Raw genomic sequence first — 13,255 nt, 5'->3', positions numbered from 1 at the left:
ACTTTATATTATGAAATATTTTATCATAACATATGGATGTCAGATGAATATAAGCGATAGTGAAAGAATCGCGGCGATCTTGAAATTGGCAAAAATCATGCCGGCAAAAAATATCAATGAAGCCGATTTGCTTATAATAAACTCCTGCTCTGTCCGCCAATCCGCCATCAATAGAATATACGGACAACTGATAAATTTCAGGAAAATAAATAAATCCGGCAAAACTATTCTGACCGGCTGCCTTCTTGAATCGGATAAAAAGAAACTCAAAGATAAATTTGACCTGATCATCGATATTAAAGAATTAACCAGTCCCAAGAACGACGAACTTAAAAAACTGCTCAAACTCCTGAACCCCGATGCGAGCGAACAAGAATTCAAAGCTTTTGATTATACCGATTATTTCAGGATCAATCCCCAATACCAAAGCAATTTTAGCGCATATATTCCGATTATGACCGGCTGCAATAATTTTTGCTCTTATTGCGCCGTGCCTTATACCCGGGGACGGGAAATATCGCGGCCGGCAAAAGAAATAATCAAAGAAGTGAAAAGATTGATCGGCAAAGGATATAAAGAAATCACACTACTGGGGCAAAATGTAAATTCTTATAAATCAATAGAGAATAAGAAAAAACCCGTTACTTTTCCCCAGCTCTTAAAATTAATCAATGCTATTCCCGGCAATTTTTGGATCCGCTTCCTTACCAGCCATCCGAAAGATATGAGCGACGAATTGATCCGAATAATGGCAAAATCCAAAAAAATCTGCGAATATGTGCATCTGCCGATCCAAGCCGGAGATGATAAAATCCTCGAAAAAATGAACCGGCGCTATACCAGCGTGCAATATCTGAAATTAATAAATAAAATTAAAAAAACATACCAATTCCGTCATTACGAGGAGCAAAGCGACGAAGCAATCTCAAAACATAAGAATAGCACAAGAGATTGCTTCGCTAACGCTCGCAATGACAAGTCGAGTGTTTGGAATCCGCCAATCGCGATTTCCACCGATATTATTGTCGGATTCCCGGGAGAGACCAAAGCGCAATTCGCCAACACCGCCAAAATCATGCGAAGCGTAAAATACGACATGGCCTATTTAGCCCAATATTCCCCTCGCACCGGCACTGCCGCGGCAAAGCTGAAAGATAATGTGCCAATTACCGAAAAAAAACGCCGCAAAGAATTTCTTAATGACATTCTCAGAAAAACCGCCCTCGCGAATAATAAAAAATATGTCGGGAAAATAGTTGAGGTTTTAATAGAAAAATTGGATGGCGGATTTGCAGCCGGAAAAACAAGAACTTTTAAAAATGTGAGGATTGCTATTCTCTCCCTTCCAAGGACTCCCCTTGGAAACTTCCAAGGGGAGTCCTTGGAAGGCAAACTTACTGTGGGCCAATTCGCTAAAATAAAAATAACCCAGGCAAGCGCCTGGGGACTGGAAGGAAAATTTGTAGAATAAAAAAAGTGCTAGATGTGAAACAAATAGCACTATGACGCCTTGAATAATTTAAGCATAATTCCAAAGTCATCAATAGCCGACCAAACGATCAAAACTATCATAAAACCAGGCAATATTACAGCCTCCTTCCACCATTCATGCGGCATCCCCAAATCACTATAAATTATTTGAGCAAGCCAATACATACTCAAAATACCAAGTATACCATACAATATTATGCTTATTATATCCTCGTTTTTTTTCGAAAAATTAAGAAAAACGAGAAATATACTTAAAACAATTAGTGTTGGTAAAATCATTCCGTTCATATTTTGTCCTCCTGTATATAAAATAAGCTTTTATAATCAAAATGTCAACTAAAAATAAAAATTTAAATGCCAAAGAAGCCCTAAAACCTCTTATTATCATCCTCGGCCCCACTGCTTCCGGAAAATCGGAACTAGCTTTGAAATTGGCCAAAAAATTCAATAGTGAGATCATTTCGGCAGATTCGCGCCAAATCTATAAAGAAATGAATATTGGAACCGCTAAAATGCCACAAGACAAAAAACTAATCCGCCTCAACGGCAGACTCGCCAAAAAATCAAAAAATAAAAAGTTAAAATATATTTTAATTAGAAAAACTCCGCATTATTTAATAGATATTATAGAACCTGGTGAGAAATTCTCTGTTGCTAAATATAAAGAATTAGCTATAAAAATAATCCGCGATATTACTCGCCGCGGAAAGATCCCGATCTTGACCGGCGGAACCGGACTTTATATTTCATCGATAGTGGATAATATTGAAATTCCAAAAGTCAAACCAAATTTATCTTTGCGAAAAAAATTAGAAAATAAATCCCTTGTTGTATTGCTAAAACAACTTAAAAAATTAGATACAGCTGCTTTTATCAATATTGATAAAAAAAACAAAAGACGCATAATCCGCGCCCTGGAAGTGGCCATCTCTACCGGCAAACCGTTTTCCGCTCAAAAAGAAAAAGGCGCGCCGCTTTTTGATTGTTTGCAAATTGGGCTTGATATTCCTCGTGAAAAATTATACAAAAAAATCGACGATCGGGTCGAAAAAATGTTTAAAACCGGATTGGTCAATGAAACAAAAAGTCTGGCAAAAAAATATTCATGGAAGCTTCCGGCAATGAGCGGCATCGGATACAGAGAAATCGGAATGTATTTGAAAAGCGAAATTACACTCGAAAAAACCAAAGAATTAATAAAATTTGCCACGCATAATTACGTGCGGCGCCAAATGACCTGGTTCAAGAAAGATAAAAAAATAAAATGGGTAAAACCGGATAGCAAAAACGGGTTTAGCAAAATCGTTAAAACCTGTAAACGGTTTTTAAATAATTAACCCAATTTTTTCTTCAGCAACTCCATTGCAATTTTGGGATTCGCCTTACCTTTACTGATCTTCATTACCTGCCCCACCAAAAACTGCAAAGCCTGAGTTTTGCCTGCCTTATAATCCCCCGCCGGACCGGGGTTATTTTTTATTGCTTCATCCGCCGCCGCGCCCAGAGAATCTTCCCCGCTTTCCTGCGCCAACTCCTTTGCTTCAATAATATTCGACGGATCCGAACCATTGGCAAACATTTCCGCCAAAACCGTCTTGGCCGCCGCTGAAGAAATTTTTCCTTCAAAAACAAGAGTGACAAATTCCGCAAAATTTTCCGGCGTGATCTTGATAGAACCTATTTCCGTTTTAGAATTCGCCAATAAATATTGTATGTCGCCAATCAAATAATTAACGACCATTTTGATCATTCGGAGATGCTCTTTGCCTTTTATTGGAAGATTTTTATCTTCGATCCAAGAATCCAATTCGGAAGCGGCTTCCTCGAAATATTCCGCGAATTTTTTATTTGAAACCAAAACTTCAATATCGCTGGCCGGCAATTTATATTCTTCAAAAAATCTTTTTCTTTTTATTTCCGGCAATTCCGGCAGCTGATTTCTTATCGCTTCAATATCGGCTACTGTGTTTTTTTCAAAATCGATCGGCGGCAAATCGGGTTCGGGAAAATACCGATAATCATGAGCTTCTTCTTTGGCACGCTGGGAAAAAGTTACGCCTTTGTTTTCATCCCAACCGCGAGTTTCTTGAACAATTTTTTCGCCTTTTGTAAGCGCTTTTCTCTGGCGAACAATCTCATACTCAATGGATTTTTCCACCGCTTTAAAAGAATTGAGATTTTTAATTTCCGCTTTTGTTCCCAATTTATCGCTGTCTGATAAAGAAATATTTACCTCGCAGCGCATTTGCCCTTTTTCCATATCAGCGTCGGAAATATCCAAATAACGAAAGATCAGCTGAAGATCCTGGCAAAATTTCTTCGCTTCGCCGGACGAAGCAATGTCGGGCTCAGTCACCAATTCCATCAATGGAGCGCCGGCCCGATTATAATCGATCAAGCTATAATCGGCATTATCGGGATGCAATAATTTGCCCGTATCTTCTTCCAGATGTATTCTAGTAATTCGCACCCGTTTAACTTTTGCAGTTTGTAATTTAGAATTTATTTGGGATTTGGGATTTGGGATTTGGGATTTATTAATATCACCATTATAATCTGTGATATTAATATCAAGATATCCCTCTTTGCTCAACGGCTTGTCATATTGCGAGATCTGATAACCTTTCGGCAGATCCGGATAAAAATAATTTTTTCGGTCGAATTTTGAAAATTTATTTATATTACAATTTAAAGCCAAAGCCGCCCTGACCACCAGCTCTATCGCTTTTTTATTTGCCAAGGGCAAAGTTCCCGGCTGGCCGGTGCAAACAGGACAAATATTAAAATTCGGCCTTTTTTCCAGCGCGTTATTGGCGCAACCGCAAAACATTTTTGAGTTTGTTTTTAGTTCAACATGAATTTCCAAACCGATAGTAGGTTTATAAACCATAAATAAATATTAAATGGCTAATCTTTTTTTATACTCTTTGATCGAATTTGTGTATCGTTCTTTGTCTCCAATTTCCTTCATTTCTTGCGCCAGTCTTTCAAAGCTTTGTAAAATATTTTTTTTCTCTTGATTGGTCAGCAAGCTCTCGATCACCGGATATAGGGTTTTTTCTTCCTGCATAAGATGGCTGCCCAAAAGCGAGCTATAGGCATATAAATTTTTTACTACGGCCTTTTTCGATTTTTTACTGAAAATGCCCGCCGCGACCGATTCCCTGAGAAGATCCGCGACACGCCGCACTTGTTCCGCACCTTCCTCGTGCTCTCTGATTATCGAACTGATATCTCCTCCGCTCCAAGGCGCTTCTTTTTTCTCAGCGATTTTAAACAAAACGCTCTCCTCCGTCCGCCGATGATATTTATGATTAAAATTCTTGATCAAATTCATACTGCCGTTCAATATGTCTAAATCGCATTTTCCGCCTTTCTCAAGCGAACCGGCGCATGCCTCCAGCACTTTAATAATATCCTTGATGATCTTGTGGTCTTTTTTTAAAATATCAGTTGGCTTCTGGGTCTTATAATTAGTCATAAAAAATTATTTATAAATTATTATATTACTAGTAATGTTAGCGTTAAACGGAAGAATTGTCAAAGCTTCTAACCCCTAAAGCGCTCATAAAATTGATTTGTTTAAAATTTTAATTCTTTATCCTGCGAATATTCTAATCCCAATTTAATCGCGAATTCCGCTTTTTCCAGCTCTACGCCAAGATCAAAAGCGTGAGATATTACGGAAACAGTATTGGCGGCGGCAAGCTTCGCATACAGCGCCATCGCCGATTTTGGGATCATGCCGTCCTGCCTGAATTCTTCCAAAAATCTTCCATCCGGCGAATAATGTTTTGCCACGATCTCTTTTTTATCCAACGAGATCATAAAATATCCGCGCGGATCCAGTATAACCTCGAAATTATTGCCATGATCTTTGACTATTTTTTCCGCCGCACTCCACTCATTATCGTAAATATGCGCGCAATTGGAAAATACGGTCAAAGTGCCAATTTTTAAATTTAGCTTATCGGCAATATATTTCTGCAACCGCCTTAAGCCAAACGCATTCAACACCCAACCGGAAAACACCGCATGGCTTCGGAAATACGCGGTCAGATTCAATTTATCGCCGAGCGTCGCGGCCTGCACCATACACATACAAGGCGCGCGGCTTGCCTTGTGATCAACCGCCAGATCAAACATCATAGCCACTGCCGCCCGATCAGTCGGATATTTTTTTAAATATGGAATGATCACGTCTTCCACTTGATTAATTCCCTTATAATTCCAAAGCCGCTCGCCATAAGTATAAACCTCATCCCCTTTATTGCCATTCAAAATATACTGGCAATATTTCTCGATCTCTTTCTTGCAAACTTGCATATAAGGAAATATTTTCGGATTGAAAGAATCCTCGTCCGTAACGACCGCCGCGATATTAAAAATTTCCCGCACACTGCCGCCATAAAAATTATTCCGGATCGTACCGAAGCGCTGGATATGCTTGAGTATTTCAAGCCACGCTCCGCCGATATATTTATGGCGTATAGGAAACACGGTATCTTCGCCGGGGAAAGAAACCGCCAGATCATTTTTAGGTTCAGGAAATGTTTGCGGCTCGGAAAAAGGTTTTCCTTCCGGCTTATAATTTTTGATCTTTTCGATGATCTTTTCCGCATCGGCGACGCCAATAAGATTCTCGCATTTGACATTTTTCCTCACCATTTCGATCGCCTCAAGCGGAATTTCTTTATGGATCGCGGCAAAATCATTGCCGATAATATTATTGTCTTTGTCCACGCCTTTGGCAAAAAAATCCACCAGCGCTTTGCCGGATCCGGAAAGTTCAGTGCCGCAAACAATTATATAGCGAATGCGCGGATTTGCCAGAATATTCCGCAAAATAAAATTTATGCCTTCCTTGGAATAGAGCTGACCGACCACGGAAAAAAGCTTTGGGTCGATCTTGTCCGCGATTAATTTCGCCGGCGTCCAAAGAGTAGTAATTCCAATTTCGCTTTCCGGATTACCCTTGATCAGGCTATCCGAATAATATATCGGCCAGCCGATATCGCCGGCGCAAGCGAATTTTGTTTTTTGCTTATCCTTTTCCATATTTTTCGATCCATTGGTTGATTATCGGAATCGTTTTGATAAAATTTTTATGCACTTTTATTTTTTTCTTCGAGATCTCTTCCGGCGCGATCCAAATAAAATCTTTCACGTCATATTTACGCTCCAAAGCGTCAAAAGATCTTTTAAGCGTTATTTTTTGCTTTGGGGAAAAATGCGCTATGCAAGTCGCAATCAAAATAAAAATATTATGCTTTTTGTAAGGATTATCTCCTTCGGCATAAGAGATCCTGACATCGATCAATTGCGCTTCGCGAGGATCAACCGAAACATCAACCTCCTCTTTCGTTTCACGGATAGCCGCGTCCAAAAATTGCTCTTTTGCCTTATAATCAACTTCCCCGCCCGGAACAGTCCAAATATTGCGATTATTTTTTTCTTTGGTCAGTAAAAGCTGTCCTTCTTCGTTTATCAATACCATTGAAGCAACAAAATAAGTTTTTTGCGGCGGAAATTCCAGTTTTTTGTTATTCTTCTTCATTGCTTAAATTTACCATATTTAAGATTTTTTTTCAAATAAAAAGAAGGGTTAATTTCCTTCTCTAAAAAATAAATCCAGTTTAGCTAATGTTTCCTTTAAAGCAGGATATACATTTATTTTTCCATCTTCAATATCTTGCAAAATGTCTGGTACGGGTTTCACTAAAACTTTTACGATATCACATCCTTTTTCCGGAACAGCATTTATTCTGATCTTTTTAAGTTCTTTGTCTGTAATAAAATACAGATACGAAACTATCACAGAAGTTATGCCTTTTTCTTCATAGGGACTGCCTTTTATCGGATACCCTATTTGAGCATCAAAGATTTTTATCTTTTTAGAATTTAGCTTAATGCCCATTTCCTCTTTTCCGGCTTCTCTTATAACCGCAGTCTTAAAGGTTTCCGATAATGAATATAAAAGTTCTCCACCTGGGATAACGTATATATTTTTACTCTTCCTTTCTTCGGTCAAAACCAATATGACTTCTCCAGACTTTGTTACCAAACAAATATTGGCAAACAAATAAGCTAATAGCGGCAACCATTTCATCTTTTTTCCATATATTATAGATGAATCTGCAAGTATGCCATTTTTAATAATCTTCTTTTCTTTCGTTTCTATTCCTCCTCTATTTTTATTCAATTTTAAAAAGACTTTTAAGGTCTCTTATATCAAAATACTAATACTAAATCTTAATTATGTCAACTCCCCCGCTGGCCATCACTCTTTCCCCGTCGAAAACCGATGAACCGCGGGTATAGACAAGTTTTTTAAACCCCGACAAAGCTACCAATTTCGCGCAAGCCGGACAAGGAAAGTGAGTGACAAACAATGTCGCGCCTTTCAAAGACGCGCCTTCATTGGCCGCCAAAGAAATGATCGTTGCCTCGGCATGAGTAACACTGCAAATCTCCGGGCTTTTTCCTGGAGCGATAGGGTCGCGAATACAGCCGATTTTATAACATTCATCGTCATTGGGCATCATCCTGTTGAATCCCTTAAATATCACTTTTCCGTCTTTTACCGCCACCGCCCCGACTTGCCGCCACCAGCATTTGGATTTTTCCGCTTCCGCTTGAGCTTCGGTCATAAAGCCCTGATATTCCGCTAATTCTTTTGGAGGAATATCCGAAACTTCTTTTTTAAATTCCTGAACGCGCGAATCTTTCCATCGCAATCTAATATCAAAATATTCTATAATATCTTTATAATTTCCGAGATATTTTTCCGCGAAATTTTCGCTTTTGTCGCCTTTTAAAATGATTATTTTTTCAGGGCTGATCTCCTTGATAATATCGGCGAAATTGTCTTTTTCAACCGTAAAATATTTTTCCGCGCCTAAAAATGAATTTATTATCCGCTCGGCATCTTCCGCTGAAACCTTCCTGATATCCGGTTCAAGCGCGGTCAGATATTTGATCAGATTATCCCCCAAAATCCCGACAAAAAATTTACTGTGCTTATTCTGACTCATTTCAGCCAAAAAATCGGCATAACCTTTGTGAAATACCGAAAACTCGCCGATAATTAAAATTGAATTTGTAAATTTTTTCATATAGTAAATAATAATGTTTCGGCAGGATTAAATTTTTCGCAAAAAGCGCATTTTGGCGACAATATTAACAAAATAATTTATCTAAAGTTTCATGTCGCCAAAATTCGAGTGAGGCAATTTAAATCAATGTATAATAATTATTGTCACAGCCGAACATCTTTTAAGAAAAATTTAATCCTGCCGAAATTTAACACACAATATTTCACCCTATCGGAAACCAAACCGCATTTGCCCGCTTGGTTTTTTTGTTTAACTTTGGCACGATTAAATGGAAATGCAAATGACAGACGGTCGAACCCGTATAAGCCGTATCGCCAAAACGCAAAACCAGTCCCCCTCCCTTGATCTTAAATTTTTTCTCCGCCCAAACTACCAACTTCATTACGCTCCCAAAATCAGCCAGCTCAAGAGCGCTAAATTTTTCCTTATGCCGCAAACTGATGATCAAAAAATGATATTCGGAATTCTTATACGGCCAGCTGCTCAAGGTAATCAGCCAATCGCCGTTTTTTTTCAATATCGGGTTTTTGTGATAAATAAAATTTTCCGGACAAAACGGACACTTGCCTTTTTTCTGGATAGTTTCCAGAGTTTTCCGATAATCCTTGGTTTTCGCGAACCTCAGATCAACAACTTTTTTAAGCATAATACGGCTTTACTGTCTGTCATGGTGAGCCTGTCGAACCATGAAAAACGCAATTAATCACCCTTCGACAAGCTCAGGGTGACAAAATATCTTATAATTTAGCGTTGGATAAAACATACTCCAGTCTTTTTTTGAATGTCCTCTCGATAATAAGCGTGGTGGAAGTTTTTTCCGCCTGGCGCTTGAGAATTTTCATTGTTTTGACATATTTCTTGATCTCTTTGATCTGATTCGGCGGATAACTTTCCTTAACCGCCACAAATACATCCGGATGCGCCATTTTCAAAAGTTTCATCTGCCACGCGCCTTTATCGTCCACATCGTCAACAAGCGTCACATAATCCACAAAATTCTGATAGCTCAACATTTCCATTCTTTCGTCTTCCGGGATCACCGGCCTCAAAGGATTATTTTTGTAAAGCTTGATCGCCCGGTCGCTGTCCGCGCCGACGATCAAAATATCCCCTTCGCTTTTAGCCTTATGCAAATACCGTAAATGCCCGATATGCAGCATATCCCAAGACCCAATCGTGCACACTATCTTTTTACCCAGAATTTTATAAGCATTGATTATTTCCGATAATTTTTTATAATCCGTAATAACCTTATAGCTCATGTCGAATTTATCCATAGTTTTTAATATTAAAGTTTTAAAAAAGACATTGCTGTCTTAATATTATAGCAAATTTTAGTGGAAAATCAAATCAATTTTTAGCTAAACTTTTTCATGCTTAATTTAAAACTCTTCGTCTTTAGGTTCCCGATTAAAATCGCCGCGCCGCTCGCCATTGGCACGAAAATCAGATTTCCGATCAAATTATTCTTGAAAAATGGCAATCCCATAATATAGCACTGGATCAATCCGTCCAAAGTATGCGGATACATTCCGGAAACCAGCCACCAGCCGAAATTAGTATAGAGAAAGAAAAAAACCGAAGAAATAATTCCCACTCCGGCCAGTCCCAAGATTCTCTTACTGTCATTGCGAGAAGCGAAGCGACGAAGCAATCCTAAGATTTTTTTTATAAGCACGAGATTGCCGCACTCACCGCCTGCTGGCGATTCGCTCGCAATGACAAATCGAGTTTCATATTTCTTATATGTCATTCCTAAAATCCCTATGATCGCGAATGCGCTCCAAGTAAAGACCATAACCGGCCCATTGCCGATAAAAACATCAGTTATGGCAATGATCGAAAGCGGCACGACAATTCCCCACGCCCGGCCCAAAAAAACAGCGCTGACCAAAGTAAGCGCGGTAATGATCTCAAAATTAGGAATACCGACGAATTTTAGCAAAAAAAATCTGGCAATCACGCCAAAAATAATTATTCCCAAACCAATGATTAAACTATATTTTATGTTTAATTTATTCATAAGATTAGATGGGCGGTTGGATATTGTTATCTCACAGTTTCATGGCTTTCCCTGATTGCATAATTATCCAACCGCTTTCCTTTCAAGGTTCAAATTTTCCTCAGATGCGAGTATCTGTAGTCTATTCATAAATTAAGATAACGAATCTCATTTATTTGGATTCTCCTCGCTCAATATCTCAATTCACGGCTATCCTTGCCTCGATTTAAGAACAGCTTAAAAACAAATTTAGTTTTAATAAATTTGCCTAAGAGCTATTTTTAAACAAAATTAGAATTCCGGCACTTTTTCAAATTTCCATTCCACCTTATCGCCCGCTTTTATTTCCTTCTTATCCGCCGCCACCTCGCCCAGTTTATCATTGACATAATACTGCCAATATTTATTATCCGTACCGCTTTTTATTCCGACAATACTATCAACCAGAACGCCAAGCTTCGGAAAGTTATAATTATATGTTAATTCAATTTTATTCTTTTCAGTATGGCTTTTTAAAGCTTCAAAAACCGTCGTGCTGCTTGTATCACTAATCGTGTATTCAATTTTTATATTGCTATCCTTACTTGCGACTCTCGAGCTGATAACTCCAAGAGCAATGATCACCAGCAATATTCCCAAACCTATCAATATAATCCTTAAAACATTTTTTAAATTGATTTTAAACATAATGGGTTTATTTTAAGTTTATTTTTTTACTGAAAAATTAACTTTTAAAGACGGACCCATAGTGGTCGAGATCGCCGCTCCCTTGATAAATTCGCCTTTGGTGGCGGCAGGCCGGGTATTTTTCAAAGTACTCAAGAATTCAATGAAATTTTCCCTGAGTTTTGCCGGATCAAAAGATATCTTCCCGATAGAAATATGCACGTTTCCCGAATCATCGGAACGAAATTCGGCTTTGCCTTTTTTAAGCTCGCCGACAACTTTCGCGATATCCATAGTCACGGTTTCCGTTTTCGGCGAAGGCATCAAGCCTTTGGGACCCAAAATTTTGGCGATCGGAGCCAGTTTTTTCATCATATCGGGAGTGGCCACCGCGATATCAAATTCGATCTTTCCCGTTTGTTTTATTTTCGCGATCAGATCTTCCCCGCCGACTATATCAGCGCCGGCTTTTTTTGCCTCTTCGCCTTTCGCGCTTTCCGCGAATACGGCGATTTTTTTTGTCTTGCCCGTTCCATTCGGCAAACTGACCATTCCTCTGATCGCTTGATCGGCTTTCGAAGCGTCAATTCCCAATTTAACATGAACTTCAACCGCTTCATCGAATTTAGCGCTGGCTAAATCTTTTAAAGCCTTGAAAGCTTCATCAATATCGTAAATTTTCGTTTTATCGACTTTACTCTCTAGTTTTTTGTATCTTTTTGATCGAGCCATATTTTTTCCTTTCGTGGTACGAACGTTTTTTAAAAAAACTCCCACAAATTAAATTAATATATTATTTATTTTTCTGCAATTGTTATTCCCATATTTCGCGCCGTACCTTTGATTATCTTCATCGCGGCTTCAATATCATTGGCATTCAGATCTTTCATTTTTTTCTCCGCTATTTCTCTGATCTGTTCGTTTGTCACTTTCCCGACTTTTTTCTTATTAGGCTCGCCGGAACCTTTTTCTATTCCCGCGGCTTTTTTGAGCAATTCGGCGGCCGGAGGGGTTTTAAGAATAAAAGTATAAGTTTTGTCGACAAAAACGGTTATTTCAACAGGAACGATATCACCGGCCATCGCTTTGGTCGCGGCGTTGAATTTCGTGCAAAAATCCTGGATATTAAGCCCGTGCTGTCCGAGCGCCGGACCAACCGGAGGAGCCGGAGTCGCTTTCATCGCCGGAATTTGAAGCTTGATTTTTGTTTTTATTTCTTTTGCCATATTTTTATTTTATATTTTCTTAATTTGTAAAAAGTCTAATTCGATCGGTGTTTCTCTGCCAAACATAGAAACCAAAACTTTTATCTTTCCTTTTTCTTCGTCCACTTCGCTTACCTTGCCGTCAAATCCCTTGAAAGGACCATCGACAATTTTTACCGCATCGTCTTTTGCCACATCGATCTTGTATTTAGGTTCCGAAACGCCCATTCTCTTTTTTATAACTTCAATTTCTTCCGGCGAAACCGCGGTAGGAGTCGTGCCCGAACCGACAAATCCGGTAACATTCGGCGTGTTCCTAACCACGTACCAAGAATCATCGGTGACGATCATTTCCACCAAAACATAACCGGGGAAAATTCTTTCTTCGATGATCTTTCTTTTTCCCGCTTTGATCTTTATCTTCTTTTCTTTTGGCACTAATACATTGAGGATCTTATCCTCCATACCCATAGATTCAATGCGCTGCATTAAATTTCGCGTCACGTTGTCTTCATAACCCGAATAAGTATGGATCGCGTACCAATTCTTGCCTTGTTGTACTTGTTTTGACATATTAAATTTTCAATAAAAACGTCTTGATTAAATACATAAAAATATAATCCACTCCGCCTAAAAAAATAGAAAATGCGATACTGACCAAAATAACGGACATGGTATTCTTGATCAGGTCCTCTCTTGAAAGAAAGGTTACTTTAGTAAGCTCTATTTTTACTTCCTTAAAAAAATTAATCGGTTTTTCTATAATATTCATATGT

General features: G+C 38.7%; 17 protein-coding genes. 2 read left to right on the top strand and 15 right to left on the bottom strand.

The features are described from left to right. Window positions 1–10: 10 nt before the first annotated feature. Window positions 11–1,471, top strand: a complete 1,461-nt coding sequence (locus tag Q8N37_02290; GenBank protein ID MDP3057328.1) for a MiaB/RimO family radical SAM methylthiotransferase — start codon at window positions 11–13, stop codon at window positions 1,469–1,471. Between the two features lie 29 nt (window positions 1,472–1,500). Here Q8N37_02290 and Q8N37_02285 read toward each other — a convergent pair whose 3' ends face one another. Further along, complete coding sequence (locus tag Q8N37_02285; protein MDP3057327.1) at window positions 1,501–1,779, bottom strand: hypothetical protein; 279 nt, start codon at window positions 1,777–1,779, stop codon at window positions 1,501–1,503. Window positions 1,780–1,820: 41 nt separating this feature from the next. On the opposite strand from Q8N37_02285, the gene miaA reads away from it, so the two are divergent. Continuing rightward, the gene (miaA, locus tag Q8N37_02280; protein ID MDP3057326.1) at window positions 1,821–2,828 is read left to right on the top strand and encodes a tRNA (adenosine(37)-N6)-dimethylallyltransferase MiaA; all 1,008 of its coding nucleotides are present in this window, start codon (window positions 1,821–1,823) and stop codon (window positions 2,826–2,828) included. Here miaA and gatB read toward each other — a convergent pair. The 14 genes from gatB to secE form a co-directional block, all read right to left on the bottom strand. Further along, entirely contained in the window at window positions 2,825–4,381 is a 1,557-nt protein-coding gene (gatB, locus tag Q8N37_02275; GenBank protein ID MDP3057325.1) for an Asp-tRNA(Asn)/Glu-tRNA(Gln) amidotransferase subunit GatB, read from the bottom strand. The two genes, miaA and gatB, sit on opposite strands and share 4 nt — an antisense overlap. A gap of 9 nt (window positions 4,382–4,390) precedes the next feature. Then, a complete protein-coding gene (locus Q8N37_02270) occupies window positions 4,391–4,972 on the bottom strand; it encodes a hemerythrin domain-containing protein (protein ID MDP3057324.1) in 582 nt (193 codons plus the stop codon). 101 nt (window positions 4,973–5,073) lie between these two features. Beyond that, window positions 5,074–6,549, bottom strand: a complete 1,476-nt coding sequence (locus Q8N37_02265) for a thymidylate synthase (protein MDP3057323.1) — start codon at window positions 6,547–6,549, stop codon at window positions 5,074–5,076. Continuing rightward, window positions 6,536–7,048, bottom strand: coding sequence for an NUDIX hydrolase (locus tag Q8N37_02260; GenBank protein MDP3057322.1), 513 nt, complete (start codon window positions 7,046–7,048; stop codon window positions 6,536–6,538). The genes Q8N37_02265 and Q8N37_02260 overlap by 14 nt, the downstream gene beginning before the upstream one ends. A gap of 48 nt (window positions 7,049–7,096) precedes the next feature. After that, complete coding sequence (locus Q8N37_02255) at window positions 7,097–7,693, bottom strand: hypothetical protein (GenBank protein ID MDP3057321.1); 597 nt, start codon at window positions 7,691–7,693, stop codon at window positions 7,097–7,099. A gap of 43 nt (window positions 7,694–7,736) precedes the next feature. After that, complete coding sequence (locus Q8N37_02250) at window positions 7,737–8,606, bottom strand: deaminase (GenBank protein ID MDP3057320.1); 870 nt, start codon at window positions 8,604–8,606, stop codon at window positions 7,737–7,739. Between the two features lie 202 nt (window positions 8,607–8,808). Continuing rightward, window positions 8,809–9,252, bottom strand: coding sequence for an HIT domain-containing protein (locus tag Q8N37_02245; protein ID MDP3057319.1), 444 nt, complete (start codon window positions 9,250–9,252; stop codon window positions 8,809–8,811). A 91-nt stretch (window positions 9,253–9,343) separates the two neighbouring features. Then, window positions 9,344–9,883, bottom strand: coding sequence for an adenylyltransferase/cytidyltransferase family protein (locus Q8N37_02240; protein MDP3057318.1), 540 nt, complete (start codon window positions 9,881–9,883; stop codon window positions 9,344–9,346). A gap of 80 nt (window positions 9,884–9,963) precedes the next feature. Next, window positions 9,964–10,629 (bottom strand): hypothetical protein, encoded by a 666-nt coding sequence (locus Q8N37_02235; protein ID MDP3057317.1) that lies wholly within the window; start codon window positions 10,627–10,629, stop codon window positions 9,964–9,966. Window positions 10,630–10,899: 270 nt separating this feature from the next. Next, the gene (locus Q8N37_02230; GenBank protein ID MDP3057316.1) at window positions 10,900–11,295 is read right to left on the bottom strand and encodes a DUF4430 domain-containing protein; all 396 of its coding nucleotides are present in this window, start codon (window positions 11,293–11,295) and stop codon (window positions 10,900–10,902) included. 18 nt (window positions 11,296–11,313) lie between these two features. Further along, entirely contained in the window at window positions 11,314–12,006 is a 693-nt protein-coding gene (rplA, locus tag Q8N37_02225) for a 50S ribosomal protein L1 (GenBank protein ID MDP3057315.1), read from the bottom strand. A gap of 65 nt (window positions 12,007–12,071) precedes the next feature. After that, window positions 12,072–12,500: a 50S ribosomal protein L11 gene (rplK, locus tag Q8N37_02220; GenBank protein MDP3057314.1), complete on the bottom strand. Its 429-nt coding sequence runs from the start codon at window positions 12,498–12,500 to the stop codon at window positions 12,072–12,074. A 9-nt stretch (window positions 12,501–12,509) separates the two neighbouring features. Next, entirely contained in the window at window positions 12,510–13,052 is a 543-nt protein-coding gene (gene nusG / locus Q8N37_02215; protein ID MDP3057313.1) for a transcription termination/antitermination protein NusG, read from the bottom strand. A 1-nt stretch (window position 13,053) separates the two neighbouring features. After that, on the bottom strand, window positions 13,054–13,251 hold the full coding sequence (gene secE, locus Q8N37_02210) for a preprotein translocase subunit SecE (GenBank protein MDP3057312.1): 198 nt from the start codon (window positions 13,249–13,251) through the stop codon (window positions 13,054–13,056). Window positions 13,252–13,255 lie beyond the last annotated feature (4 nt).

The organism is bacterium (assembly GCA_030693205.1).
Classification (GTDB): domain Bacteria; phylum Patescibacteriota; class Minisyncoccia; order JAHIHE01; family JAHIHE01; genus JAHILZ01.
The sequence above is the reverse complement of the archived record's forward strand: the minus strand, read 5'-3'. Positions and strand labels throughout refer to the sequence as shown.